We start from the raw sequence: 26959 nt of genomic DNA on the forward strand, positions 1-26959 counted from the left end.
TCAAGTTGCCGTGTCCGCCGGCAGCCGCCGGCTACTTTGCATGGGGTTGTTTTCGATATTTTGGCAGTGCGCCCTGCGACGACCTCTCCCGCAAGCGGGAGAGGTGCAGCTGGTCTGCCGCGAGACCGGAGCCAAACGCGGCCAAGCTCGTCGCTTGTTACTCCGGCAGGATGCGAACGGCACCCTTCGCCGCGCTGCTCGCGAACGCCGCATAGGCCTTCAGCGCGGTCGAGACGGCGCGCTTGCGCGGCGCCGCCGGCTTCCATGCCGCATTGCCCTTGGCTTCCATCGCTGCGCGGCGGCGCTTCAGTTCGGCATCGTCGACCCTGAGGTTGACCTTGCGGTTCGGGATGTCGAACTCGATGACATCGCCTTCCTCGACCAGGCCGATCAGGCCGCCCTCGGCGGCTTCCGGCGAGACGTGGCCGATCGACAGGCCCGACGATCCGCCGGAGAAGCGGCCGTCGGTGATCAGCGCGCAGGCCTTTCCGAGGCCCTTCGACTTCAGATAGCTGGTCGGGTAGAGCATCTCCTGCATGCCCGGGCCGCCGCGCGGCCCCTCATAGCGGATCAGCACGACATCGCCGGCCTTCACCTTGTTGCCCAGGATGGCGTCGACCGACGCGTCCTGGCTCTCGAAGATGCGGGCCGGACCGGAGAATTTCAGGATGCTCTCGTCGACGCCGGCGGTCTTCACGATGCAGCCGTCTTCGGCGAGATTGCCGAACAGCACGGCGAGCCCGCCGTCCTTGGAATAGGCGTGCTCGGCGTTGCGGATGACACCCTTGGCGCGGTCGAGATCGACCTCGTCGAAGCGGCGATCCTGGCTGAACGCCTCCTGGGTCGGCACGCCGCCGGGCGCGGCCATGTAGAAATTGCGGACCTTGTCGCTTGATGTGCGCACCACGTCCCAGTGATTCAGCGCATCGTCGAGCGTCGCGGCATGCACGGTCGGGCCGTCGGTGGTGAGCAGCCTGGCGCGGTCGAGCTCGCCGAGGATCGCCATGATGCCGCCGGCGTGATGCACGTCCTCCATGTGGACGTCCTGCACCGAGGGCGCGACCTTGCAGAGCACCGGCACCTTGCGCGACAGACGATCGATGTCGGTCATCGTGAACGGCACCTCGCCCTCGCGCGCGGCGGCGAGCAGATGCAGCACGGTGTTGGTCGAGCCGCCCATCGCGATGTCGAGCGTCATCGCGTTCTCGAACGACTTGAAGTTGGCGATATTGCGCGGCAGCACCTTGGCGTCGTCCTGCTCGTAATAGCGGCGGGCGAGATCGACGATCAGATGGCCGGCCTCGACGAACAGGCTCTTGCGGTCGGCATGGGTCGCCAGCACCGAGCCGTTGCCGGGCAGCGCGAGGCCGAGCGCCTCGGTCAGGCAGTTCATCGAGTTTGCGGTGAACATGCCGGAGCAGGAGCCGCAGGTCGGGCAGGCCGAGCGCTCGATCACCTCGACCTCTTCGTCCGACACGTTGGAGTCGGCGGCCGCCACCATCGCGTCGATCAGGTCGACCGCGCGCTTCTTGCCCTTGAGCAGGATCTTGCCCGATTCCATCGGGCCGCCCGAGACGAACACGGTCGGGATGTTGAGCCGCAGCGTCGCCATCAGCATGCCGGGCGTGATCTTGTCGCAGTTCGAGATGCAGACCATCGCGTCGGCGCAATGCGCATTGACCATGTATTCGACGCTGTCGGCGATCAGTTCACGCGAGGGCAGGCTGTAGAGCATGCCGTCATGGCCCATCGCGATGCCGTCATCGACCGCGATGGTGTTGAACTCTTTTGCCACGCCGCCGGCCTTCTCGATCTCGCGCGCGACGAGCTGGCCGAGGTTCTGCAGATGCACGTGTCCCGGCACGAACTGGGTGAAGGAGTTGACCACCGCGATGATCGGCTTGCCGAAATCCTCGTTCTTCATGCCGGTGGCGCGCCAGAGGCCGCGAGCACCCGCCATGTTGCGGCCGTGGGTGGTGGTGCGGGAGCGATAGGCGGGCATCGTAAATCCTTGGGCTATGGGCATTTTTTAGGGGAGATGGGGTCCTTATGCCTGCCCGGGCCTGCGGATTCAAGCGCTGAACCGCATGGCAGAACCCCGCTATTCGGACCATTCCGACGGGCCAGCTTGATCTCAGCCGGCCCCGCGCATTAGCTGGACGGACCGGGAAGCCGGACAGCAAGACAATGAACAAGAACAACCAAAAGGGAGAGACGCGTGGCAAGGCTGCCCCTGATTGATCCGGAGACGACCGGCGGAGACATCCGCGCCGCGTTCGACCGAATGCCGGTCAAGCTCAACATCTTCCGCATGATGGCCCATGCCGAGGCCAATGCGATTCCCGTGATGCGGCTCGGCAATTCGATCCTGCACAAGCAGAAGCTGTCGGCGGTCAACCGCGAGCTTCTGATCCTGCAGGCCGCGCAGCTCGAGGGCGGCGCCTATGAGTGGCGCCAGCATGTGCCGATCGCGCTCGGCGTCGGCGTGACGCAGGCGCAGATCGATGCGGTGGAGCGCGGCAATTACGACGATGCTGCACTTGATGCGGCCGAGCGCGCGCTGCTCGGCTTCGGCCGCGAGGTGGTCGAGAAGGTGCGCGTCAGCGATGCCGCCTTTACCGCTGTGCGCAAACACTTCAGCGACCAGGAAATCGTCGAGGCGATCGTCGCGGTCGGCTTCTACATGATGATGGCGCGGCTGACGGAGGCGACCGAGACCGATCTCGATCCGGCCGCCGGCATGGCCGTCTACGAGGGCGGCAAGAAGCGGAGCTGATGAGATGTCGGACACGTCACAAGACTCCAAGCCGGAGCGCTATGTCCGTCCCCTGAGCGCGGAATCGTCAGGCATCGCGCCGGGCAGGGGACGTCTCAACGGACGCCGCATTCTGGTGGTCGGCGGCGGCCAACGCGTGTTCGATGCCGCGACCGATCCGATCGGCAACGGCCGCGCCATGAGCCTGCTGTTCGCGCGCGAGGGCGCGCATGTCGCGGTCGCCGACCTCAATCGCGCCTCCGCCGAGGATACGGTCGCGCGTATTGCCGATGACGGCGGCCGCGCGTTCGCGATCGCCGCCGACGTCACCAACGAGGCCGATGTCATCAGGATGATCGACGAGGCGCACCGCGCCATGGGCGGGCTCGACGGCATGGTGCTGAACATCGGCACTTTCGGCAAGACCGGGCTCGACAATGTCAGCGCCGAGGAGTGGAACAGGATCTACGACGTCAACGTCCGCGGCCCGATGCTGTGCTGCCGCGCTGCCTTGCCGAAATTCGCGGACGGCGGCGCGATCGTCTTCATCTCCTCGATCGCGGCACTGAAGGCGGGATCGCAGATGGCGGTCTATGATTCCTCCAAGGCTGCGCTCGGCGGTCTGATGCGCAACATCGCGCATGCCGGTGCGCGGCGCGGCATCCGCGCCAATCTGGTCTATCCCGGGCTGGTCGACACCCCGAACGGCCGCGAGGCCGGCGCCGGCCGGCCATCGCGCGGCAAGGGGCATGTCCCGTTCGGCCGTCAGGCCACGGCGTGGGAGATCGCCTACGCCGTGCTGTTCTTCATGTCGGATGAAAGCGTCTACGTCACCGCGCAGACGCTGGCGGTGGACAGCGGGCTCAGCGGTTTGTGAGCGGCGGGGAGGGCGCATGAGTGCATTGTTCGGCAAGGTCTGTCAGAACGGCTACGTCGTTCGCGACATCGATGCGGCGCTGAAGTTCTGGACCGAGACGCTGCGGGTCGGGCCATTCTTCCTGATCCCCTCGGTCAGGGTCGACTGGTTCCGCTATCGCGGCGTGGACTCCGCGGTCGAGATGTCGATCGCGCTGGCCAATTCCGGAGATCTGCAGATCGAGCTGATCCAACAGCGCAACGACGCGCCGTCGATGTATCTGGATTTTCTGGCGCGCCACGGCGAGGGCCTGCAGCACATGTCGTACTGGAGCACGGACTACCAGTCGCTCTACGAGCGCGCCATCGCGGCAGGCTTCACGATCGGTCATGAAGGCCAGATAGGCGGCCCCAACGGACGCTTCGCCTATTTCGACACCGCCGGCCACGCCGGCACCGTGATCGAGATCTCAGACATCTCGGGATCGAAGGGGCGGTTCTTCGAGAAGATCAGGACCGTGGCCGCGACTTGGGACGGCTCGGACCCAATCCGCGTGGTGGGCTGACGCGGCTATTCCGCGGCGAGGCTGGTCGGCACCGGGATGCCGACCTTGGGGCGCGTCTTCGCCAGGCGCCGGTTCTTCTTGCTGAAACGGCTGCCGGCCAGCAGCGAAGCGGCGGCGCGAAGTTGCTCGCGCAGCCATTGATTGGTGGTGTCGCCCTCGGCGGTGGCATGCCAGTAGAGATAATTGACGTGCGGGCTGATCGGGAACGGGCAGGGGAAGCACTGCAACAGCCCGGGATCCTCCAGCACGGAGGCGGCGCTTTCCGACGCGGTCAGCAGCATGTTGCTGCGGCTCACGACATGGCAGGCGGTCGCGAAATTCTGGCAGGTCAGGCGAACGGTACGCGTCAGGCCGAGGCGCTGGAACTGGAAATCCTCGAACGACAGGCCGCTGCGCCGCGACGTCACGCAAACATGCTCCATGCGCAGATACGCCTTCTTGTCGAGCCTTGTGCCGAGTTCGGGATGGCCGCGCCGCGCGAACACCGCGATATGTTCGGTCAGGATCTGCTCGCGCCGCACCTCCGTCGAGAGCGGCAGCAGCGTATCGATCGCGACGTCCAGCGTGCCGGCGGCAAGCTCGCGCTCCAGATTGTTGCGCTCGCTGCGCACGGTCGCGATCTCGACCAGCGGCGCCACCGTGCTGATCCGGTTGATCAGCGCGCTCAGCATCGGCGCCTCGAGATTGTTGCGCAGACCGATCACGAACCGCTTCGGCGTCTTCGCCGGATCGAAGCGGTGGGTGTGGGTCAGCGTCGTCTCAAGGCCGTTGAGTGCCTGGCGCACCGTGGTGATGATCTGGCGTGCAAGCGGCGTCGGCGTCATCACGTGGTTGCGGCGCACGAACAGCGGATCGTTGAACATCGCGCGCAGCCGGCCCAGCGCATGGCTCACCGCGGGCTGCGTCAGATTGAGGCGAAAGCAGGCCCGGCTGACGCCGCCCTCGGAATAGATCGCGTCGAACACGACGAACAGGTTCAGGTCGACGTCGCGTACATGCATGGAAATGATCTACCCGTATCCGTCGAATGCATTTGACGAATACTAGTCGGCACTCTTAAAGTCTCAAGCAAAATAATACCTGGAGGAAACGATGAGCGTGCAATCGCCATCGCGCGGCGTTGCTGTCCCTGCGGCATCATCTCGCTCGGGCACAATGTTCGCAAAGCCGAGCCAGGAGCAGATCGTGCTCCTGATCACGATCGCGCTTCTGGTCGTGTTCGGCCTGACGCTGAACGGCTTTGCCACCGTCTCCAACCTCCTGAATCTGTTGCGGAGTATCTCCATCCTCGGCGTGCTCGGCCTCGGCATGGGGCTGATCGTGATCAGCCGCGGCATCGACCTCTCCGAGGTCGCGATCATGGCGGGTTCCTGGGCGATCGCGCTGATCGAGATGCAGAACGGCATGCCTGTTTTCACGGCAGTGCTGCTGGCGCTGGCGATCGCGGTGCTGATCGGCGTCGTCAACGGCGTGATGGTCGCCTTCGTCGAGGCGCCGGCGCTGTTCGTGACGCTGGCCGCGGGCTTCGTGATCTATGGCCTCGCGTTCTGGATCGCGCCGGCCTGGGTGGTCTATGCGCCGAAGGATGCGCCGGGCCTGATGTATCTCGGCGCCGGACGGCTGTTCGGCATCCCGGTTCCGATCCTGGTGTTCGCGGTCTGCGCGATCGCGATGCATCTGTTCCTGTCGCGCACCTCGATCGGCCGCTTCATCTATGCGCAGGGCGACAATCCGGAGGCCGCACGGCTGACCGGCGTCCCGCTGCGGCCGCTGATTGTGCTCGAGCACGTGCTGGTTGCACTGCTCGCCTGGATTGCAGGCCTGGTCTGGGTCGGCACCACCGGCAGCATGCAGATGGCGATCACCCAGGGCACCATGATCTTCGACGTCGTGCTGGTCGTCGTGATCGGCGGCATCAGCCTGATCGGCGGCCGCGGCAGCGTGTTCAGCGTCGTGGTCGGCTGCGTCCTGATCGGCACGCTGCTCAACGCCTTCACCATCATGGACGTCAACAGCGAGGTACAGAACATCGTCAAGGGCGTGGTGCTGCTGGCCGCCATCGTGCTGGACAATTGGCTGCATCCCCGTGACGAGGAGACCGCGCGGCAGGGCGACTAAAGGAAGGCGACTGAAGCAAGACGACTGAGCGCGCCCCTCGCGCCAATCAATCAGAACAATTCGCAATCAATCAAAAGAATTTTGTGTGGAGGAGACGATGAAGACGACCAAGTTCTGGACGATCCTGCTCGCCGGCGCGACGCTGGCCGCGATGCCGTTTGCGGCATCCGCGCAGGAGGAAGGCACCAAGACCGCGCGCGAGCTGCGCGCCGTCTACGACAAGGCGCTGCAGGGCAAGACGATCGCCTATCTGCCGATCGCGCTCGGCGTGCCGCTGTCCGACGAATGGGGCCGGGTGGTGCAGGAAGAGGCCGAGTGGCGCGGCATGAAATACGTCGTGCGCGATCCCAACAACAACCCCTCGGCGATGCAGCAGGTGCTGACCGCGCTGGTCGACCAGAAGCCCGACGTGCTGATCGTGCAGAATCCGAGCGTCACGCTGTTGATGAAGGACCTCAAGCGCGCCGAAAGCCAGGGCACGCATGTGATCCAGATCAACATGTCCTCGAACTACAAGTCCGGTGCCTTTGTCGGCGCCGACTGGCGCGAGATCGGCAAGATGCTCGCGAGCGAAACCGTGAAGGCCTGCGGCACCGGCTCCGGCAAGTCGGGCAAGGTCCAGATCGTGCAGGGGGAACTGACCGCGGCCGCCAGCGTCGACCAGGTCGGCGGCATCATGGAGGTCCTGAACAAGGATCCCAACATCAAGGTGGTCTCGAACCAGGCCGCCAACTGGGACGCCAACACCGCGCTCAATGTCACCGCAACCGTGATCCAGCAGCATCCTGACCTGTGCGCCTCGATCGGCTTCTGGGGCATCATGGAGTCGGGCGCGGCGCAGGCGATCCGCAACGCCGGCAAGATCGACGACGTCAAGGTGTTCGCCTCGGGTGAAGGCTCGCAGCTCGATTGCGACCAGGTCAATTCGGGCAATTTCTACAAGTTCCTGAGCTACAAGGCGACCGAGCAGGGCCATGACCTGATGTTCGCCGCCGAAACCCTGCTGGTATCCGGCGAGAAGCCGGGCGGGCGCAATCTCGTCTACTACACGCGGCCGATCTGGCTCGACAAGTCGAACGCCTCGGGCGCCAACTGCTTCGCGCTACCCAAGAAAAACTAACAAGGCGCGAGACAGCCGGCGCGGGGGGCATTCCCGCGCCGGCTGTATCACAAGCATGATCCGGAAAAGTGGAAGCCGGTTTTCCGAAAGATCATGCTCAATAAGAGAACGAGATCACGATGGGAGTTCTCACATCATGATCGAGGGAGTGCTTTGACGATGTCGATGGCTGTCGATTCCTTTGCCGCATCGGTGCGGCGGTTCTCACCCCGGCTCTTGCTGTCCGAGCTGTTGCTCAAGCAGTGGTTCGAGCCGGTGGTTCCCTTCACCGTGATGATCGGGCTGTGGACCTATTTCGCACTCACCATTCCCGACTACGCCTCGGTGCAGAACTCGGTCTCGCTGCTGCGGCTGTTCGCCGAATTCGGCTTTGTCGCGCTCGCGATGGGCTTCTGCCTGGTCACCGGCGGCATCGATCTTTCCGTCGGCGCGATCTTCGCGCTGTGCAATTTCGCCGCGCTGTATTTCCTGCTGGTGCGCGAATGGCCGGTTGGGCTGGCCATTCCGGCGACGCTTCTGGTCGGCGCGCTGCTCGGCAGCATCAACGGCTTCCTGATCGGCTTCCTGAAGACGCGGCCGTTCCTGACCACGCTGGTGACGCTGATCATCCTGCGCGCCTCGGTCAATCTGCTCAACACCAGCTACGCCCAGGTGTTCGCGACCAACTCGGTCGAGAGCGACGCCTGGGACTTCGTCGGCGGTGGCAGCGTGCTCGGCATTCCCATCAATGCGGCGACGCTGTTTGTGGTGCTTTTGATCTGCCACATCTTCCTGTCGCGCTCGCGCTATGGCTGGCATCTCACCGCGATCGGCGCCAGCCGCAAGGCGGCGCGCCACGCCGGCATCCGCGTCCGACTGATGCTGTTCATGACCTATGTGCTGTCCGGCACGCTGTGCGCGGCGAGCGGCATCTTCTACGCCGCGCGTCAGGCCTCGACGGATTCCACCACCGGCGTCGGCTGGGAGTTCCAGGCGCTGACCGCCGCGGTGCTCGGCGGCGTCTCGCTGGCCGGCGGCAAAGGCACGGTGTGGCGGGCCATGATCGGCGCGTTGATCATCTTCCTGCTGACCAATGGCCTCGTACGCATGGGCATCCCGGGCTATGTCACCTCGGCGGTGACCGGCATGATCCTGCTCGCCGCCGTTGGCATCGACGTCAAATGGTCGAAGAACCGCGGCAAGGCGATCCAGAAGATCTATGTCAACCCGGCCTTCGTGCCGCTCGCCTCGGCGCCGGCGGTGCAGCCCGGCGCGACATCGCCCTACGCGCAGAACGACCGGCTGATCAACGCGCAGGCGATCGGCGTCGACCAGGTCGAGGGGCCCGAGGATGTCATCCTCGACCGCCAGGGCCGGCTCTACGGGTCGACCCGCGACGGCAACGTGATCCGCTTCTCCGGGCCCGACTTCAAGACCCGCGAGGTGTTCGCCCATATCGGCGGGCGGCCGCTCGGCATGCAGTTCGATCGCGACGAGAATCTGATCGTCGCGGTCGCCGGCATGGGCGTCTACGGCGTCGCGCCAGATGGCGGCATCTTCAAGGTCACCGACGAGACCAACCGTACCTGGTACAAGCTGAACGACGATTCCCGGCTGCGCATGGCCGACGACCTCGACATCGCGCCCGACGGCAAGATCTATTTCAGCGACTGCACCACGCGCTACGAGATGACCACCAACACCCTCGACATTCTCGAGGGCCGGCCGAACGGTCGCGTGGTCTGCTACGACCCGGCGACCAAGACCACGCGCACCGTGATCAACCACTTCTATTTCCCGAACGGGATCTGCGTCTCGCATGACGGCAAGTCGATCCTGATCGCCTCGACCTCGCTGTGCAAGGTCTTCCGCTACTGGATCGATGGGCCGAACAAGGGCAAGACCGAAGTGCTGATGGACGAATTGCCGGGCAACCCCGACAACATCAACCGCGCCTCCGATGGTACGTACTGGCTGGCGCTGGTCGGTATCCGCACGCCCACCTTCGATCTCGCCGCGCGAAAACCCGGCTTCCGCCTTCGCATGGTCAAGCAGGTGCCGACCGACGAGTGGCTGGCGCCGGCGCTCAACCATGGCTGTGTGCTGAAGTTCAACGAGCAGGGCGAGGCGCTGGAGTCGTGGTGGGACCCGACAGGCATCTCGCATTCAACGTTGACCTCGATGCGCGAGCACGAGGGCTATCTCTATCTCGGCGGGCTCGAGAACAACCGGATCGGCCGCATCAAGCTCGACGGCGTCGACGACAGCTGGACCGGCTACGATGCGTATTGGGGCGCAAAGAGCAGGGTGGCGACGTAATGGGATTTTTCGATCATCTGCTGCGCGATATCAGAAGCGTCATCGACCGCGACGGCGGCCAGAACGCGATCCCGCCGCTCGACGGCGCGATGAGCCCGAACGACCGGCTCGACACCGCCGTGCCGATTGGCGAGCCGCTGCCCGGCATCGACGATGTGATCGCGGCCGGCGACGGCGCGGTCTATGTCTCCGCCGGAAGGCAGGTGCTGAAGCTCAGTGGCAACGATCTCTCGACCCGCACTGTTGTCGCCGAGTTCGAGGACGATGCCGGCGGGCTCGCATTGCATCCGGACGGCCGCCTGCTGGTCTGCGTCGCGGGCAGGGGGCTAGCCGCGATCGATCCGGCAAAGCCCGATCCGCGCTGGCTGGAGGCTGCCGGCGGCAGCGCGCTGACCGGGCTGTTATCGGTCACGGCGGCGCCCGATGGCCGTATCTATGCCGTCGAAGGCAGCACCGGCCGCCGCCCAGGCGAGTGGCGGCATGATTTGATGGAAAAGCGCGCCAATGGTCGCCTGATCAGCTGCGGCGCCGGCCTCGACAATCCGCAGGTGCTGCTGCGCGAACTGGCCTATCCCTATGGCGTCAGCGTTTCGGACGACCGCAAGAGCCTGTGGCTCACGGAGAGCTGGGCGCATCGGCTCAGCCGCTTCGCGCTTGGCGGCGACACCCTTGGCGCCCGGGAGATTGTCGCCGCCAACATGGCGGGCTATCCGGCGCGGCTGCATCCGGACGGCCATGGCGGGCTGCTGCTCGGCATGTTCGCGCGCCGCACCCATCTGATCGAGTTCGTGCTCAAGGAAGACGATTTCCGCGAGGAGATGATGGCGACGATGCCGCCGGATTACTGGGTGGCGCCGGCGCTCACCGGCGGCAGCGATTGCCTGGAGCCGATGCAGATCGGCAGCGTCAAGGCGCTCGGCATCCAGAAGCCCTGGGCGCCGCCGCGCTCCTATGGCCTGCTGGCGCATCTCGACGCCGATGGCGAGGCCAGCGACAGCCTGCACAGCCGCGCCGGCGGCCGCTTCCACGGCATCACCGCGGCCTGCGCGACGCCCTCGGGCGTCGTGATCGCCGCGCGCGGCGCGGGACGGCTGCTGCGCTATACGGGAGAGCTGCGATGAATGACGGCGTGATGCAGGCCACGACCGCGCCCCAGTCCGCAACCCGCGAGCCGGTGCTGCGGATCACCAGCGGCTCGAAAATCTATGGCGGCGTTCACGCCATCGAGGGCGTCAATTTCGATCTCTATCCCGGCGAGGTGCATGCGCTGGTCGGCGAGAACGGCGCCGGCAAGTCGACGCTGTGCAAGGCGATCGCGGGCGCGATCAATCTCACCTCCGGCGACTATCTGCTCGACGGGAGGCCTGCCAATTTCGAGCAGCCGCGCGACGCGCTCGATGCCGGCATCTGCATGGTCTATCAGGAGACCAGCCTGGTGCCGACCATGACGGCGGCGCAGAACATCGAGCTCGGCAACGAAAAGCTGCTGACGCGCTTCCGCACCCTGAACATCCAGGCCCAGCAGCTGCTGCAGTCGCTCAACTTCCACGTCGATCCGGCAACGCCGGTGGCGCTGCTCGGCACCGCCAAGAAGCAGATGGTGGAGATCGCGCGCGCGATCTACAACAAGGCGCGCATCATCATCTTCGACGAGCCGACCGCGTCGCTGACGCCGGAGGAGATCGTCCACTTCTTCCATCTGGTGCGCGACCTGCGCGCCCGCGGCGTCTCGATCATCTACATCTCGCATGCGCTGGAGGAATCGCTGCAGATCGCCGACCGCATCACCGTGCTGCGCGACGGCAAGCTGGTGATCACGGCGCCCGCCAAGCAGCTGACCCGCGACGCGCTGGTGCAGCACATGGTCGGGCGCGAGGTGGCGCAGGCGGTCTACGGCCGCAAGGAGAAGACCCATCAGCGCCGCGAGAAGGTGCTGACGGTCGAGAACGTCACCATGGGCATGGCGGTCAAGAACATGTCGTTCTCGGTCTATGCCGGCGAGGTGGTCGGCATCGCCGGCCTGATCGGCTCCGGCCGCACCGAGATCGCAAAAATCATCTACGGCGCGCTAAAGCGCAATCTGGTCAATGGCGGCACCATCCGGCTGCGCGGCAAGCCGATCCGCTACCGCGTGCCGCGGCAGGCGATCAATGACGGCATCGCCTACATCACTGAGGACCGCAAGGCCAACGGCTTCTTCGAGACCATGGTGGTCGACGACAACGTCTATATCGGCAGCCTCGCCACACGGAAGGGCTGGAGCTTCCTGCTGTCGCGCGCGAAACGCAGCAAGCTCGCCAATTACTGGGTCGAGCGGCTCAAGATCAGCGCGCTGCAACGCAAGGCGCGGATCGTCGAGTTGTCCGGCGGCAACCAGCAGAAGGTGGTGCTGGCCAAGACGCTGGTGCAGGAGCCCTCGATCATCTTCTTCGACGAGCCGACCCGCGGCGTCGACGTCGGCACCATCCCGCACATCCACGGCGAAATCCGCCGTCTCGCCGACGAGGGCAAGGCGGTGGTGGTGATCTCGTCGTATCTGCCGGAGATTCTCGCGGTGTCCGACCGCATCCTGGTCGCTCGCACCGGCCGCATCGCCGCCGAATTCGACGCAGCCGACGCGACGCAGGACAAGATTTTGTACGCGGCGGTGCATTGAGGTCGCACGGCCCAATCTCTCCCTGTCATTCCGGGGCGGTGCGAAGCACCGAACCTGGAATCTCGAGATTCCGGGTTCGACGCTGAAGCGTCGCCATCAGGTGCGCAATTGTGCACCGGGGAATGACGAACGGACAGGCGCGCGCTCCTAGCGCTGATTTGTCCGACGGCCTGCGCCCTCTGCGAGAGGGCGGAACGAGGCGTTAGCTCGGGCGTTTCATGCCGCGAGAACAGGAAGCCGTATCACATTCTGTCATCGCCCGCGAAGGCGGGCGATCCAGTACGCCGCGGTCCTTCCGCTCAAGCACGACCGTCTCTGGAATACTGGGTCGCCCGGTCAAGCCGGGCGATGACGGGTGGAATGGGTGGCGAGCCCGCCCTTGACAATTATTTTAAGTATAAAATAACATCCGGCATCGGCTCGCTGGAGAAATGCCCCCAGCCCGCCGAAGCCAACGGGAGAACGCCATGCGCATCGTTTGCATTGGAGGCGGGCCGGCCGGGCTCTACTTCGGCATCCTGATGAAGATGCTTGATCCCGCGCACGTCATTTCCGTGGTCGAGCGCAACCGGCCCTACGACACCTTCGGGTTCGGCGTGGTGTTCTCGGATGCGACCATGGACAACATGCGCAAATGGGATCCGGTCACCGCCGATACGATCGAGCAGGCCTTCAACCATTGGGACGACATCGAGGTCCTGATCAAGGGCCGGCGGATGCGCACCACCGGCCACGGCTTCGTCGGCATCGGCCGCAAGCGGCTGCTCAACATCCTGCAGGCGCGGGCCGAGGAGCTCGGCGTCGAGCTGATCTTCGAACGCGAGGTCAATTCCGATCTTGAGTTTCCCGACGCCGACCTGATCGTGGCGTGCGACGGCGTGAACTCAAAGGTCCGCACCAAGTACACCGAGACTTTTCAGCCCGACATGCTGATGCGGCCGAACCGCTATATCTGGCTCGGCACCGTCAGGCCGTTCGACGCCTTCACCTTCGACTTCCGCAAGACCGAGCACGGCTGGTTCCAAGCGCACATCTACAAATTCGAGGACGGCGCGGCGACCTTCATCGTCGAGACCACCGAGGAGGCGTATCTCGCCCACGGCCTCGACAAGATGGAGCAGGGCGAATCCATCGCGTTCTGCGAAAACGTGTTCGCGGAAATCCTCGAGGGCCATCATCTGGTCTCCAACGCGCGGCATCTGCGCGGCTCGGCCTGGCTGTCGTTCCCGCGGCTGATCTGCGGCAAATGGACCGCGTTCAACGGCAACAGCCATGTCGTGCTGATGGGCGATGCCGCCCACACCGCGCATTTCGCGATCGGCTCGGGTACCAAGCTCGCGCTGGAAGACGCGATCGAGCTGACCAATCAGTTCAAGAACCACGGCGCTGTCAGGGACAGCATTCCGGCGGTGCTGAAGGCGTATGAAGAGCTGCGCCGGGTCGACGTGGCGCGGATCCAGAACGCCGCGCGCAACGCGATGGAATGGTTCGAGGTGGTCGGCTCGCGCTATGCCGATACGCTGGAGCCGGAGCAGTTCATGTATTCGCTGCTGACCCGTTCGCAGCGCATCAGCCACGAGAACTTGAGGCTGCGCGACAAGGCGTGGCTCGAAGGCTATGAGCGCTGGTTCGCGGAGCGGAGCGGCGTGCCTGCCACCAACGACCGCGTCACGCCGCCGATGCTGACGCCGTTCCAGATTCGCGGGCTTTCGCTTACCAACCGGATCATCGTCTCGCCGATGGCGATGTATTCGGCCGAGGAGGGCGTCCCGAACGACTTCCATCTGGTGCATTTCGGCTCCCGCGCGCTCGGCGGCGCCGGCCTGTTGTTCACCGAGATGACCTGCGTCTCGCCGGAGGCGCGGATCACGCCCGGATGCTGCGGGCTGTGGAACGAGGCGCAGGCGGCGGCGTACGAGCGCATCGTCGACTTCGTGCATCGCAATTCGCAAGCCAAGATCGGCATCCAGCTCGGCCATGCCGGCCGCAAGGGATCGACCCGCGTCGCCTGGGAGGGCATGGACGAGCCGTTGCCGGACCATAACTGGCCGGTGGTGTCGGCCTCGTCGGTGCCTTACCTGCCCGACGGGCAGGTGCCGGAGCCGATGAGCCGCGCCGAGATGGACGAGGTGCGCGAGCAATTCGTCGCAGCGGCCAGGCGCGCCGCGAGCGCGGGCTTCGATATTCTGGAGCTGCACTGCGCCCACGGCTATCTGCTGTCGAGCTTCCTCTCGCCGCTGACCAACCGCCGCACCGACGCGTATGGCGGATCAATCGCGAACCGCGCGCGTTATCCGCTGGAGGTGTTCCGCGCCATCCGCGCGGTATGGCCGGAGGACAAGCCGATGTCGGTCCGCCTGTCGTGTCACGATTGGGCCGAGGGTGGCAACACGCCCGAGGATGCGCTCGAATTCGCAAAGCTGTTCAAGGACGCGGGCGCGGATCTGATCGACTGCTCCTCGGGCCAGGTCTGGGCCGACGACCATCCTATCTATGGCCGGCTGTACCAGACGCCGTTCGCCGACAAGATCCGCAACGAGGTCGGCATCGCCACCATCGCGGTCGGTGCGATCTCGGAAGCGGACCATGCCAATTCGATCATCGCCGCCGGCCGCGCCGATCTCTGTGCCATTGCGCGGCCGCATCTCGCCGATCCGGCCTGGACGCTGCATGAGGCCGCCAAGATCGGCGTCAAGCAGATCGCGTGGCCGAAGCAGTACGTGTCGGGCAAGTCGCAATATGAGGCCAATCTCGAACGCGCATCCGCGGGAGTGAAGGCATGACACGGTTCTGGCCCAATGCGCATGCGCTGGTCACCGGTGCCGGTTCCGGCATCGGCGCCGCAACAGCGGTCGCGCTCGCAACAGCCGGCGTGCGCGTCAGCATCGCCGGGCGCCGCATCGACGCGCTGAAGGCGACGGCGGCGTTGCTCGGCAAGAACACCGGCGCTGTTGTTGTGATCGACGTGACCGATGAAGCGGCGGTCACCAAGGGGGTCGCGCAGATTGAAGCCGAGGCTGATGCGATCGATATTTTGGTCAACAATGCCGGCAAGGCTGCCAGCGCGCCGTTCGACAAGACCAACGCTGCGCTGTGGGCTGACATGCTGGCGAGCAATCTCTCGAGCGTGTTCATGGTGACGCAGGCGGTGCTGCCAGGGATGGCGCAGCGCGGCCGCGGGCGGGTGATCAACGTCGCCTCGACCGCGGGCCTCACCGGCTACGCCTATGTGTCCGCCTATGTCGCGGCCAAGCACGGCGTCGTCGGCCTGACGCGCTCGCTGGCGCTGGAATATGCCCGGCGCGGCGTCACCGTGAATGCGGTCTGCCCTGGCTACACCGATACGCCGCTGGTGGCGGATGCCGCCGCGAATATCGTCGCCAAGACCGGCCGCAGCGAGCAGGAGGCGCGCGCTGCGCTGGCCAAAGTCAATCCGATGCAGCGGCTGGTCACGCCGGAGGAGGTCGCCGACACCATCCTCTGGCTGGCATCCGAGGCTGCATCGTCAATCAACGGACAAGCCGTGGCGGTCGCCGGCGGCGAAGTCCTTACCGGGTGAAGGAACACATCATGTCCGAGATGAAAGCAAAGCTCCGGCCGTTCAAGGATTATCCCGCCAAGCACTTCCGCTGGTCGACCGATGCGAGCGGCCGCGTCGCGACCATCACGCTGAACCGGCCGGACAAGAAGAACCCGCTGACCTTCGAGTCCTACGAGGAGCTGCGCGACCTCTTCACCAATCTCAGATATGCCTCCGATGTCCGCACCATCGTGCTGACCGGCGCCGAGGGCAATTTCTGCTCCGGCGGCGATGTGTTCGAGATCATCGAGCCGTTGACGCGGATGGCGATGCCGGACCTGCTCGCCTTCACCCGGATGACCGGCGAGGTGGTGCGGGCGATGCGCAAATGCCCGCAGATCATCGTCGCTGCGATCGACGGCATCTGCGCCGGCGCCGGCGCCATGCTGGCGCTGGCGTCCGACCTGCGGCTGGCGACGCCGCAGGCCAAGACCGCATTCCTGTTCACCCGGGTCGGCCTGGCCGGTGCCGACATGGGCGCATGTGGGCTGTTGCCGCGGGTGATCGGGCAGGGCCATGCCGCCGATCTGCTCTACACCGGACGCGCGATGAGCGCCGAGGAAGGTTTTGCCTGGGGTTTTCACAACCGCCTGGTGCCGCCGGCCGAGCTTGCCGCCGCCGCGCACGAACTGGCGCGCTCGCTCGCGGATGGACCGTGGTTCGCGCATGGGGTGACGAAGACGATGTTCAACCAGGAATGGGCGATGGGCGTCGACGAGATGATCGAGTCGGAAGCGCAGGCGCAGGCGATCTGCATGGTGACCGGCGATTTCCGCCGCGCCTTCGAGGCCTTCGCCGCCAAGCAGAAACCCGTCTTCGAGGGCAATTGAGATGATCGAGATCCTGCAACCGGACGGATGGGCGAAGCCGATCGGCTACGCCAACGGCATGGCCGCGCGCGGCAAGCAGATCTTCATCGCGGGCCAGATCGGCTGGAACGGGCAATGCGTGTTCGAGACCGACGATCTCGTGGCGCAGATCGCCCAGACCCTGCGCAACATCGTCGCGGTCGCCGCCGCCGGCGGGGCCGGGCCCGAGCACATCGTGTCGATGACCTGGTACCTCCTCGACCGCAAGGAATATTCCGCGCGGCTGAAGGAGATCGGCGCGGTCTATCGCGACGTGATCGGTCGGAGCTTTCCGGCGATGACCGCCGTCCAGGTTGCCGGCCTGATCGAGGATCGCGCCAAAGTGGAGATCCAGGCGATAGCGGTGCTGCCGGATCGAGGGGATAGGCCTCAGAGTAATCCGTCATCCTGAGGAGCCGCGAAGCGGCGTCTCGAAGGATGCACGGCCCGGCTGGCGGCCGTCGACCCTTCGAGGCTCGCTGTGCTCGCACCTCAGGGTGACGGGAATAGATTGGAGTACGCTGAAGCAATGTTAAGCCTAAGCCCAATCATCGCGGGCCAGCCCGAGTTCGGGGCGGCAAACCCGCTTGCGGCCAGCCAAGCGGCCGTGCGACCCTAGGCGCAAGCGTAAAAACGTCCTGTTGTGAGTGGAGTAAAGGACGATGAAGGCGATTATCGTCGGAGGCGGAATCGGAGGCCTTACCACTGCGCTGATGCTGCGTTCGCGCGGCATCGCTTGCGAGCTGTATGAGCAGTCGGAGACGATCCGCGAACTCGGCGTCGGCATCAACACGCTGCCCCATGCGATCCGCGAGTTGGCGGGGCTTGGCTTGCTCGACAAGCTCGACGACGTCGCGATCCGCACCTTTGAGCTGTTCTATCTGACGCGGCACGGCCAGCAGGTCTGGCACGAGAAGCGCGGGCTCGACGCTGGGCACGACGTGCCGCAATTCTCTGTTCATCGCGGCCGCCTTCAGGGCGTGATCCACCAGGCGGTGATCGACCGTCTCGGCGCGGATGCGATCCGCACCGGTTGCCGGCTCGGCTCCTTCACGCAGGACGAGGGCGGCGTCTCGGCCTACTTCTTCGACCGCGCCGGCAGCCATGTGCACACTGCGCGCGGCGACATTCTGATCGGCGCCGACGGCATCCACTCCAAGGTGCGCGAGATGCTGTTTCCGGAGGAAGGCGGGCCGTGCTGGAACGGGCTGATGCTGTGGCGTGGCGCGACCGATTGGCCGGCCTTCCTGACCGGACGCTCGATGATCATCGCCGGCGGGCTGAACGCCAAGGCCGTGATCTATCCGATCGCGCCGGGCTCGAGCCCGGCAAGCCGCCTCACCAATTGGGCGGTGCTGGTGCGGATCGGCGACGGCTCCTCGCCGCCGCCGCGCCGCGAGGGTTGGTCCAATCTCGGCCGGCGCGACGAGATGATGCCTTACGTCACTGGTTTCACGATCCCGCAGGTCGACTTCACCGGCCTGATCAACGCGACGCCGGAGTTCTGGGAGTATCCGTGCTGCGACCGGGATCCGCTGCCGTACTGGTCGAGCGGACGCGTCACGCTGCTCGGCGACGCTGCGCATCCGATGTATCCGGTCGGCTCGAACGGCGCCTCACAGGCCATTCTCGATGCGAGGTGCCTGGGCGACACGCTGGCACGGGCGGAGCATCCGCGCCAGGCGCTGGCGGCCTATGAGCGGCAGCGGCTGCCGATGACCGCCGACATCGTCGCCTCCAACCGCCGCGGCGGTCCCGAGGGCGTGATCGACGCCGTCGAGCAGCTCGCGCCGCAGGGATTTACCGACGTCGACACCATCCTCAATTACGAGGCGCGGGAGGCGATCGTGCGCGGCTATGCCGCGAAGGCCGGCTTTGCCGCGCGCGTGGTGGCGCGGCAGTAGCGGGGGACTGCTGAAGGAGGACGACGCTCCCAAGCCCGGCTCGGATCGTTGACCCTCCTGGTGGAGACGCAACACCCTATCCGTCACCCTGAGGAGGCCGCAGCGCGGCGTCTCGAAGGGTCGACGGCCACCAGCCGGGCCGTGCATCCTTCGAGACGCCGCTTCGCGGCTCCTCAGGATGACGGAGTGAGGACGGCTTTGCCGCGCGTGTGGTGGCGTGGCAGTAGCCAAGGGAGGCGATTACGCCGGAGGCGGCGGCAGGAAGTGGATGTTGTGCTCGGCGGCGAGCCGCACCACGTCATCCGGGTTCTGTTCCTTCATGTTGTGGATCGCCCAGAACAGGTCGTAGAGCCTGCGGGTCGGTGACACCCAGAACAGCGTCTTGGCCGGCTGCTGCGACTTGTTGAAGATGCCGTGCGGCTTGCCCATCGGCAGGCGTACTAGGTCACCAGGCGTGGCGGATTCATCGGCGCCGTCGAGCATGAAGTCGAGCTTGCCTTCGAGGATGTAGAGGTATTCGTCCTGGTCGGGATGGATGTGCGGCGGAACGAACGTGCCCGGCGGGAAGGTGGCGTGCCAGGAGAACGAATGCTCGGTGCGGCTCTTCGGCACGTAGGTTTGGCCAAGGATGCTCCAGGAAATGCCCTGGATGCCCTCATTGGCGCGGGTGATGCCGGCGATCTCGTCTTTCATCGTCATGTTTCCCTCGCTTTGTTTGACGCGTTTTCTTCTCGCGAACCGGTGTCCACTTCGCTTGAAAACACTTTGAGTGATTCACTTGGAGGCGCAGTCCTTGGCGTAGCGGTCGCCATAGTTCGAGAACACTTTTTCGACGATCTCGGTCTGGAATTTGCCGTCCGGCCGCTTCGCGACCTTGGTGAGGTAGAAATCCTGGATCGGATAGCCGTTGGTGTTGAACTTGAAGTTACCGCGCAGCGAAGTGAAATCCGCTTTCTTCAGCGCCGCCGCGACCGCGTCTTTGTTGGAGAGGTCGCCCTTCACCGCCTTGACCGCGCTGTCGATCAACAGCGCCGCGTCATAAGCCTGCATCGCATAGGTGCCGGGCACGCCGTTGTAGGCCGCCTCATAAGCCGCGACGAACTTCTTGCTTTGCGGATTGTCCAGGTTCGGCGCCCAGTTCGCGCCGCCGAACATGCCGACCGCGGCGTCCTGCTGCGCAGGGAGAGTGGATTCGTCGACGGTGAAGGCCGAGAGCACCGGCACCGTCGCGCCGGCCTGCTTGTACTGCTTCACGAGGTTCACGCCCATGCCGCCCGGCATGAAGGTGAACAGCGCGTCCGGCTTCAGCGAGGCGATCTTGGAGAGTTCGGGCTGGAAATCCAGCGTGTTGAGCGGCGTGTAGGATTCCTCGACGATCTCGCCCTTGTAATCGAGCTTGAAGCCGGCGACGGAGTCGCGGCCGGCCTGATAGTTCGGCACCAGCAAATAGACGCGCTTGTAGCCGCGGTCCTGCGCCACCTTGCCGAGGATCTCGTGCACCTGATCGTTCTGGTACGACGTCACATAGAAGAACGGGTTGCACTCCTTGCCGGCGTAGCTGGAGGGGCCGGCATTCGGGCTGATCAGGAAGGTCTTGCTGTCGGTGACCGGTCGGTGGATCGCCTGCAGAATATTGGAGAAAATCGGGCCGACCACGAAATCGACCTTGTCGCGCTCGAGCAGGCCGCGCACCTTGACCACGGCGCCGTCGGGCTTGAGCTCGTCGTCGCCGTTGACGATCTCGACATCGCGGCCGGCCATCTTGCCGCCGAGATCCTTGATCGCAAGCGCAAAGCCGTCGCGGACCTGCTGGCCGAGCGCGGCGGCCGGCCCCGAGGTCGTCACCAGCACGCCGATCTTGATCTTCTCCTGCGCGGCCGCCGGGCTGACCGCAATACCCAGCAGCGCCGCCAATCCCGCGAGCTTCGTCAATTGCTTCATCTCACTCCCCCGACCACTGGCTCGATGCCTCGGCTTCAACTTGTTTGGGCTCAGCTTAGTCTGACGCGCGCGACCGCTGCAAGCGATGTGGCATCGCGTCAGGGCGATCGTCGCGCACCATGCACGCGCCGCACATGCAAGCGCCGCGCCAATTGCTTGAAGTTTAAAGAAATTGCAGGATCGGCCTGATGTAGCAGGCACGATTCGCAATTGTACTTGCGGGGCGCCGCGAATTGCTTGAAGCTCAAAGCAATCGGTCCGACCGGAACTCGCTGTAGAGGCGCGATCGCCGCATGATCCTTGATTCCGAAACCAAAGCCGTCGAACTGCCCGACGATCACGGCACCGAGCTCAGGCTGTGGCTGCGGCTATTGACCTGCACCACGCTGATCGAAGGCGAGGTGCGCAGCCGGCTGCGCGAGAAATTCGACGTCACGCTGCCGCGCTTCGACCTGATGGCCCAGCTCGACAAGGTATCCGACGGCATGACGCTGTCGGACCTGTCGAAGCGGATGATGGTGTCGAACGGCAACGTCACCGGGCTGGTCGAGCGCCTAGTCGAGTCCGGTCACCTCGATCGCCGCACCTCCGAGACGGACCGCCGCGTGCAGTTCATCCGGCTGACCAAGCTCGGCCGCGCCGAGTTCCGCAAGATGGCAGCCGAGCACGAGAAATGGATCGCCGACATCTTCGGCGACCTCTCGCCGAAGGATATCCGCGAACTGATGCGGCTGCTCGCCAAGGCCAAGGGCTCGGCGCAGCGCTCCGCCAAGGCGAGGACCGCGTAGCGCCGTGACCGAGATCGATTACGAGGTCGAATACAACAACCGGGCACGGGTGCCGGAAAATCCGGCGCTGCTGGCCGGCTGGGCGAGGGACGCCGCGGCCTATCGCGAGCAGCACCCGCCGCGGCGGCTGACCTATGGTCCGGGCAGCCGCAACATCATCGACCTGTTCGAGGGTAACAGCGACGGGCCACTCGTCGTCTTCATCCATGGCGGCTACTGGCAGGCGCTCGACGGTTCGTCATCGAGCCACTGCGCGCGCGGCCTCAATGGCCACGGCATCAGTGTCGCGGTGCCGAGCTACGATCTCTGCCCCGGCGTCTCGGTCGGCGACATTATCGAGGAGATGCGGGCGGCAACACGCGAACTGGCGAAGCTCGGCCGCCCGCTGGTCGTGTCGGGGCACTCGGCGGGCGGACATCTTGCCGCATGCATGCTGGCGACCGATTGGCCGGCCTATGATACGTCGCTGCCGAAGAACCTGGTCAGGGCCGCGTACGCGATCTCCGGCCTGTTCGAGCTCGAGCCGCTGGTCGGCACCTCTATCAACAAGGCACTCGGCCTCGACGGCGCCGCAGCAAGGGCGGCGAGCCCGCTGTTCTGGAAAGCGCCGGCGGGCGCGACGCTCGATGCCGTCGTCGGCGGCAATGAGAGCGCCGAATATCACCGGCAGAGCCGGACCATCGTCGATGCCTGGGGCAAAGCGGGCGTGGCAACGCAGTTCGGCGTCGTGCCCGATGCCAATCATTTCACCGCGATCGCACCGCTCGCCGACCCGGGATCCGCGATGGTCGCGCGGCTGAAGCAGCTCACACAGATCTGAGGTTCGGGAAGGGCGCGGCCATTTCCACGCGATTTCCACCCTTGCGCCAAATTATTTTAAGTATAAAATGATTGGCGATTGGAACGCTGCCGGGCGTCCTCGATCTTCTCGATATTGGTCTTGGTGGACAAGATCTTGGCCTTTCTGGATGGAAAGCGAGGGGCAATCGAATGTCAGGTGAATTTCCCGGGCTCGGCCCATCCGGGCATGTTGACGATTTCGCACGTCGCAACCTGCCGCCGTTCGCGCAATGGCCGCAACTGCTGCTCGACCGGCCTGAATTCAGCTATCCCGACTATCTCAACGCCGCGGTCGAACTGACCGACCGCATCGTCGAGCAGGGCATGGGCGATCGCATCGCGCTGATCGGCAACGGCCGCCAGCGCACCTACAAGGAATTGACAGATTGGTCGAACCGCCTGGCGCATGCGCTGGTGGAGAATTACGGCGTCAAGCCCGGCAATCGCGTCCTGATCCGCTCGGGCAACAACCCGGCGCTGGTTGCGGCCTGGCTCGCAGCGACCAAGGCGGGCGCGGTTGTCGTCAACACGATGCCGATGTTGCGCGCCGGCGAATTGGCCAAGATCATCGACAAGGCCGAGATCGCGCTGGCGCTGACCGACAGCCGCATCGCGGATGAGCTGGTGGCCTGCGCCAAGACCAGCAAATTCCTCAAGCAGGTCGTCAATTTCGACGGCACCCAGAACCACGATGCCGAACTCGACCGGATCGCGCTGAACAAGCCGGTGAAGTTCGATGCGGTGAAGACCGGCCGCGACGATGTCGCACTGCTCGGCTTCACGTCGGGCACCACGGGTGAACCCAAGGCGACCATGCATTTCCACCGCGATCTCCTGATCGTGGCGGACGGTTATGCCAGGGAAGTGCTCAAGGTGACGCCGGACGATGTGTTCGTCGGTTCGCCGCCGCTCGCTTTCACCTTCGGACTCGGCGGCCTTGCGATCTTCCCGCTGCGCTTTGGCGCCACCGCGACACTGCTGGAGAACGCGGCGCCGAGCGAGATGGTCAGGATCATCGAAACCTACAAGGCGACGATCTGCTTCACGGCGCCGACCGCCTATCGGGCGATGATGGCCGCGATGGACAAGGGTGCCGATCTGTCCTCGTTGCGCCTCGCGGTCTCGGCCGGCGAAACGCTGCCGGCGCCGGTGTTCGAGAGCTGGACGACGAAGACCGGCAAGCCGATCCTCGACGGCATCGGCAGCACGGAGCTGCTGCACATCTTCATCACCAACCGGACGGGTAGCGCGGTCGGCGGCACCACAGGCACGCCTGTTACCGGCTACCAGGCCAGGATTGTCGACGAAGACATGAACGAGCTGCCGCCGGGCCAGGTCGGCAAGTTGGCGGTTCGCGGCCCGACCGGGTGCCGCTATCTCGCGGACTCCAGGCAGACCAAATATGTCCGCGATGGCTGGAACATCACCGGTGACGCCTTCGTCAGCGACGAGAACGGCCGGCTGTCGTTCGTGGCGCGTGCCGACGACATGATCATCTCGGCGGGCTACAACATCGCCGGCCCCGAGGTCGAGGCCGCGCTGCTCGGGCATCCCGATGTCGCGGAGTGTGCCGTGGTCGGCGCGCCCGATGAGGAGCGGGGACAGATCGTCTCGGCTTTCATCGTGCTGAAGCAGGGTGCGCGCAACGACGACGCCGAGGTCAAGCTGTTGCAGGATCACGTCAAGGCGACGATCGCGCCGTACAAATATCCCCGCGCGATCGCCTTCGTCGAGGCGCTGCCGAAGACCCAGACCGGAAAGATCCAGCGCTTCAAGCTGCGAGAAGCTAGTTGAGAGCAGGGCGCCGGCTGCGGCCGTCGCCATCGAGAGTTCAATGCGCGCCGGCGTCGCCCGCCGCGCTCTTCGGCTTGCCGGTCAGCACGATCGCGATTGCGGCGAGCACCAGCACGACGCCGATCACCGCAAACGCGTCGCTGAAGCCGAGCACCAGCGCCTGGCGCTTGACGATATTGCCGATCGCCACGATCGCCTGGCTGTGTGCGGTGGCGGGGTCCGAGATGCCGTGGCTGAGGAAGTAGTTGGTGATCTCGGCGATCCTCGTGCGCACCTCCTCGCGGCCGAGATGGACGGACTGGCCGATGATGTTGGAGTGGAACTGCTCGCGCTTGGTGACGATGGTCGCGAGCAGCGCGGTGCCGATCGCGCCGCCGAGGTTGCGCATCATGTTGGAGATGCCGGAGGCCGCCGGCGCATCCTGCGGCGCGACGCTGCCGAGGCTGATCGCGGACAACGGGGCCAGCGTAATCGCCTGGCCGACGGCGCGGACGATGTTCGGATAGAAGAACTGGTCGCCGGAATAGTCGAGCGACATCTGGATGTTCATGAAGGAGGAGACCGCGAACAGCGCCATGCCGGTGAACGCGATCAGGCGGGCATCGAAGCGCTGCATCAGCTTCGGCACCAGCGGAATCAGGATCAGCTGCGGCAGGCCGGTCCAGGCCAGCACCTGGCCGATCTGCTCGGCATTGTAGCGCTGCACCTGGCCGAGATAGGCGGGCAGCAAATAGACCGAGCCGAACAGCGCGAAGCCGACGAACACCGCCGAGATGGTGCCAAAGCCGAAGCTGCGCTGGGTCAGCAGCCGCAGCCGGAGCAGCGGCTTCTCGACCACGAGCTCGATCACGACGAACAGGGTGAGGCTGACGGCTGCGATCACCGCGAGCCTGACGATGAAGGGCGAGCCGAACCAGTCGTCCTTGTTGCCTTCCTCCAGCACCGCCTGCAGCGACGAGAGACCGATCGCCATCGTGATGATGCCGAGCCAGTCGCCCTCGCGGAGCAGGTGGAGCTGCATCGGCTGGCGTTCCAGCGTGAAATACAGGGTGATGACCATCACCGCGGTCGGAATCACGTTGACGAAGAAGATGGTCTGCCAGCCGTAATTCTCGGTGAGGTAGCCGCCGATGGTCGGGCCGATCGCCGGGGCAAAGGTCACGGCGAGCGCGAACATCGCCAGCCCAATCGGCTGCTGCGGCTTCGGCAGCTTGGTGAACACGAGCGTGAACGCCATCGGGATCAGCACGCCGCCGAAGTAGCCCTGCAAGCCGCGCATCGTGATCATCGACGGCAGATCGTGGGTGAAGGCACAGGCGACGGAGAAGATCGCGAACAGCGTGGCGTGGACGATCATGATCTTGCGGAACGAGAACACACGGCTGAGGTAGTCGGTCAGCGGGATCACCACGATCTCGCCGATCAGGTATGATGTCGAGATCCAGGAACCATTGTCGACGCCGGTGCCGATGCCGCCCTCGATGTTGAGCAACGAGGCGTTGGTGATCTGGATGTTGAGGATCGCCATGAAGGCACCGATCATGGCCGCCAGGATCGAAATCCAGACGGTCACGCTGGCGCGGTTGGGATCGACGGCGGCCGCAGCGCGGGGCGCGGCGGCGGGGGAGGAGAGCGCGAGGTCGGACATGACATCACCTATTTGAACGAGGCGACAGCGAGTTTCGGGGTGGCCTTGGCGTGCGGGGCGTCCTCGGCAGGATGTGAAAGCGTCGCGATGGACGGGATCACGGACATGCCCGGCCGCAGCTCGACGGAAGTTGCGTCAAGCACGATCTTCACCGGGATGCGCTGCACCACCTTGGTGAAGTTGCCGGTGGCGTTGTCAGGCGGCAGCAGCGCGAATTCCTGACCGCTCGCCGGCGCGAGGCTGTCGACATGGCCGCGTACGACCTGACCGGGGAACATGTCGACCTCGATCTCGACCGGCTGTCCCTTGCGAACATTGGTGAGCTGGGTCTCCTTGTAGTTCGCGATCACATAGGCGCCGCTGGCCGGCACCAGCGACATCAACTGCGTGCCGGCCTGGACGTACTGGCCGGTGCGCAGCGTGCGGTTGCCGACGACGCCGTCGATCGGGGCAGTGATGGTGGTGTAGCTGAGATTGAGCTCGGCCTGGCGCTGCAGGGCAGTGGCCCGTCCCAACGCCGCGACCGCCTGGGCGATCTCAGCCTTGAGCAGCTCCACCTGGCGCTGGGCGGAGGCGAGGTTCGCGGTGTCGCGGGCGATCGCAGCCTGCGCGCTGGCGTAGCGCGACTGCGCCTGCTGCGCGTTCTGCACGCTGCCGTAGCCGGTGCCGGCGAGGTCGGTGTAGCGCTTGTTCTCCTGCTCAGCGAAAGTCTGCGTTGCGGTGTCGACATCGAGCGTCGCACGGGCAGCTTCGATCACGGAATGCTGCACGTCGAGCTGCGCGCGCTTGCTTGTGATCGCGGCTTCGGCGGCGGCGACGTCGGCTTTCGATTGATCCAGCGCGACCCTGAAATCGCGGTCGTCGATCCGCGCCAGGACCTGGCCGGCGCGTATATGCTCGTTGTCGCCGACCAGCACCGCGCTGAGATAGCCGGAGACCTTGGGTGCGATGGTCGTGTTGTCGGCCTTCACATAGGCGTCGTCGGTCGAGACCTGAAAGCGGCCGACCGTCCAGTAATCCCAGCCGTACCAGGCGCCACCGGAGAGGAGGGCGAGAGCTGCGCCAGTCAGCAGCAGGCGGCGAAGCTTGCCCTTGGCGGCGGGCGCCCTTGAGGCCTCCGGAGCGGCGATCAATTGCTTGGCGGTCTCGGCCGGAACCTGGCTCTCGGCCTTGAATGATGTCTCATGCTGGCTCATGGCGGCGCTCCTGATCCGTTCTATCCCGTTGTAAAATCTTGCCTATTCCGGT

The 26959-nt window shown here is 65.2% G+C and carries 22 protein-coding genes; 16 read left to right on the top strand and 6 right to left on the bottom strand.

Going from position 1 to position 26959, the window contains the following annotated elements; all coding sequences use genetic code 11:
- Nucleotides 1-157 precede the first annotated feature (157 nt).
- On the bottom strand, nt 158-2002 hold the full coding sequence (ilvD, locus tag WDM24_RS14275) for a dihydroxy-acid dehydratase (protein ID WP_338831687.1): 1845 nt from the start codon (nt 2000-2002) through the stop codon (nt 158-160).
- Between the two features lie 216 nt (nt 2003-2218).
- Here ilvD and WDM24_RS14280 point away from each other — a divergent pair, with 216 nt between their 5' ends.
- The 3 genes from WDM24_RS14280 to WDM24_RS14290 are packed head-to-tail and all read left to right on the top strand — an operon-like array spanning nt 2219 to nt 4176.
- Nucleotides 2219-2776: a carboxymuconolactone decarboxylase family protein gene (locus tag WDM24_RS14280; RefSeq protein WP_166293918.1), complete on the top strand. Its 558-nt coding sequence runs from the start codon at nt 2219-2221 to the stop codon at nt 2774-2776.
- Nucleotides 2777-2780: 4 nt separating this feature from the next.
- Nucleotides 2781-3632: an SDR family NAD(P)-dependent oxidoreductase gene (locus tag WDM24_RS14285; protein ID WP_166293920.1), complete on the top strand. Its 852-nt coding sequence runs from the start codon at nt 2781-2783 to the stop codon at nt 3630-3632.
- Between the two features lie 16 nt (nt 3633-3648).
- The gene (locus WDM24_RS14290; RefSeq protein WP_338831688.1) at nt 3649-4176 is read left to right on the top strand and encodes a VOC family protein; all 528 of its coding nucleotides are present in this window, start codon (nt 3649-3651) and stop codon (nt 4174-4176) included.
- 5 nt (nt 4177-4181) lie between these two features.
- Here the strand turns inward: WDM24_RS14290 and WDM24_RS14295 are convergent, their stop codons facing one another.
- The gene (locus WDM24_RS14295) at nt 4182-5177 is read right to left on the bottom strand and encodes a LysR family transcriptional regulator (RefSeq protein ID WP_338831689.1); all 996 of its coding nucleotides are present in this window, start codon (nt 5175-5177) and stop codon (nt 4182-4184) included.
- Between the two features lie 91 nt (nt 5178-5268).
- Here WDM24_RS14295 and WDM24_RS14300 point away from each other — a divergent pair, with 91 nt between their 5' ends.
- From WDM24_RS14300 to WDM24_RS14345, 10 genes are all read left to right on the top strand, one after another.
- Complete coding sequence (locus tag WDM24_RS14300; RefSeq protein WP_224741713.1) at nt 5269-6294, top strand: ABC transporter permease; 1026 nt, start codon at nt 5269-5271, stop codon at nt 6292-6294.
- 97 nt (nt 6295-6391) lie between these two features.
- The gene (locus WDM24_RS14305) at nt 6392-7414 is read left to right on the top strand and encodes a sugar ABC transporter substrate-binding protein (protein WP_338831690.1); all 1023 of its coding nucleotides are present in this window, start codon (nt 6392-6394) and stop codon (nt 7412-7414) included.
- A 159-nt stretch (nt 7415-7573) separates the two neighbouring features.
- Nucleotides 7574-9712: an ABC transporter permease gene (locus WDM24_RS14310; protein ID WP_338831692.1), complete on the top strand. Its 2139-nt coding sequence runs from the start codon at nt 7574-7576 to the stop codon at nt 9710-9712.
- Nucleotides 9712-10833: a hypothetical protein gene (locus WDM24_RS14315; protein ID WP_338831693.1), complete on the top strand. Its 1122-nt coding sequence runs from the start codon at nt 9712-9714 to the stop codon at nt 10831-10833. Before WDM24_RS14310 ends, WDM24_RS14315 begins: the two co-directional genes overlap by 1 nt.
- On the top strand, nt 10830-12368 hold the full coding sequence (locus WDM24_RS14320; RefSeq protein ID WP_338831694.1) for a sugar ABC transporter ATP-binding protein: 1539 nt from the start codon (nt 10830-10832) through the stop codon (nt 12366-12368). Before WDM24_RS14315 ends, WDM24_RS14320 begins: the two co-directional genes overlap by 4 nt.
- A 467-nt stretch (nt 12369-12835) precedes the next feature.
- Nucleotides 12836-15151 carry a bifunctional salicylyl-CoA 5-hydroxylase/oxidoreductase gene (locus tag WDM24_RS14325; protein WP_338831695.1) on the top strand — a complete coding sequence of 772 codons (2316 nt, stop codon included), beginning with the start codon at nt 12836-12838 and terminating at the stop codon, nt 15149-15151.
- Complete coding sequence (locus WDM24_RS14330) at nt 15148-15927, top strand: SDR family NAD(P)-dependent oxidoreductase (protein ID WP_338831696.1); 780 nt, start codon at nt 15148-15150, stop codon at nt 15925-15927. Before WDM24_RS14325 ends, WDM24_RS14330 begins: the two co-directional genes overlap by 4 nt.
- Nucleotides 15928-15938: 11 nt before the next feature.
- Nucleotides 15939-16778, top strand: a complete 840-nt coding sequence (locus WDM24_RS14335) for an enoyl-CoA hydratase family protein (protein WP_338831697.1) — start codon at nt 15939-15941, stop codon at nt 16776-16778.
- A gap of 1 nt (nt 16779) precedes the next feature.
- Complete coding sequence (locus tag WDM24_RS14340) at nt 16780-17208, top strand: RidA family protein (protein WP_338831698.1); 429 nt, start codon at nt 16780-16782, stop codon at nt 17206-17208.
- Nucleotides 17209-17458: 250 nt separating this feature from the next.
- The gene (locus WDM24_RS14345) at nt 17459-18700 is read left to right on the top strand and encodes a flavin-dependent oxidoreductase (RefSeq protein ID WP_338831699.1); all 1242 of its coding nucleotides are present in this window, start codon (nt 17459-17461) and stop codon (nt 18698-18700) included.
- 240 nt (nt 18701-18940) lie between these two features.
- Here the strand turns inward: WDM24_RS14345 and WDM24_RS14350 are convergent, their stop codons facing one another.
- Nucleotides 18941-19393, bottom strand: coding sequence for a cupin domain-containing protein (locus WDM24_RS14350; protein ID WP_026192554.1), 453 nt, complete (start codon nt 19391-19393; stop codon nt 18941-18943).
- Between the two features lie 81 nt (nt 19394-19474).
- Entirely contained in the window at nt 19475-20641 is a 1167-nt protein-coding gene (locus WDM24_RS14355; protein WP_338831700.1) for an ABC transporter substrate-binding protein, read from the bottom strand.
- A 293-nt stretch (nt 20642-20934) separates the two neighbouring features.
- Between WDM24_RS14355 and WDM24_RS14360 the strand changes: the two genes are divergently transcribed.
- The 3 genes from WDM24_RS14360 to WDM24_RS14370 all read left to right on the top strand — a co-directional run bounded on the left by WDM24_RS14360 (nt 20935) and on the right by WDM24_RS14370 (nt 24063).
- The gene (locus WDM24_RS14360) at nt 20935-21429 is read left to right on the top strand and encodes a MarR family winged helix-turn-helix transcriptional regulator (protein ID WP_024579672.1); all 495 of its coding nucleotides are present in this window, start codon (nt 20935-20937) and stop codon (nt 21427-21429) included.
- A 4-nt stretch (nt 21430-21433) separates the two neighbouring features.
- Nucleotides 21434-22249: an alpha/beta hydrolase gene (locus WDM24_RS14365; protein ID WP_338831701.1), complete on the top strand. Its 816-nt coding sequence runs from the start codon at nt 21434-21436 to the stop codon at nt 22247-22249.
- 170 nt (nt 22250-22419) lie between these two features.
- On the top strand, nt 22420-24063 hold the full coding sequence (locus tag WDM24_RS14370; RefSeq protein WP_338831702.1) for a benzoate-CoA ligase family protein: 1644 nt from the start codon (nt 22420-22422) through the stop codon (nt 24061-24063).
- Between the two features lie 37 nt (nt 24064-24100).
- Here the strand turns inward: WDM24_RS14370 and WDM24_RS14375 are convergent, their stop codons facing one another.
- Nucleotides 24101-25711: a DHA2 family efflux MFS transporter permease subunit gene (locus tag WDM24_RS14375; RefSeq protein WP_414645719.1), complete on the bottom strand. Its 1611-nt coding sequence runs from the start codon at nt 25709-25711 to the stop codon at nt 24101-24103.
- Between the two features lie 8 nt (nt 25712-25719).
- Nucleotides 25720-26907 (bottom strand): HlyD family secretion protein, encoded by a 1188-nt coding sequence (locus WDM24_RS14380; RefSeq protein ID WP_338698844.1) that lies wholly within the window; start codon nt 26905-26907, stop codon nt 25720-25722.
- Nucleotides 26908-26959: the final 52 nt, after the last annotated feature.

The sequence above is a fragment of the Bradyrhizobium sp. 27S5 genome (genome assembly GCF_037217225.1).
GTDB lineage: Bacteria > Pseudomonadota > Alphaproteobacteria > Rhizobiales > Xanthobacteraceae > Bradyrhizobium > Bradyrhizobium septentrionale.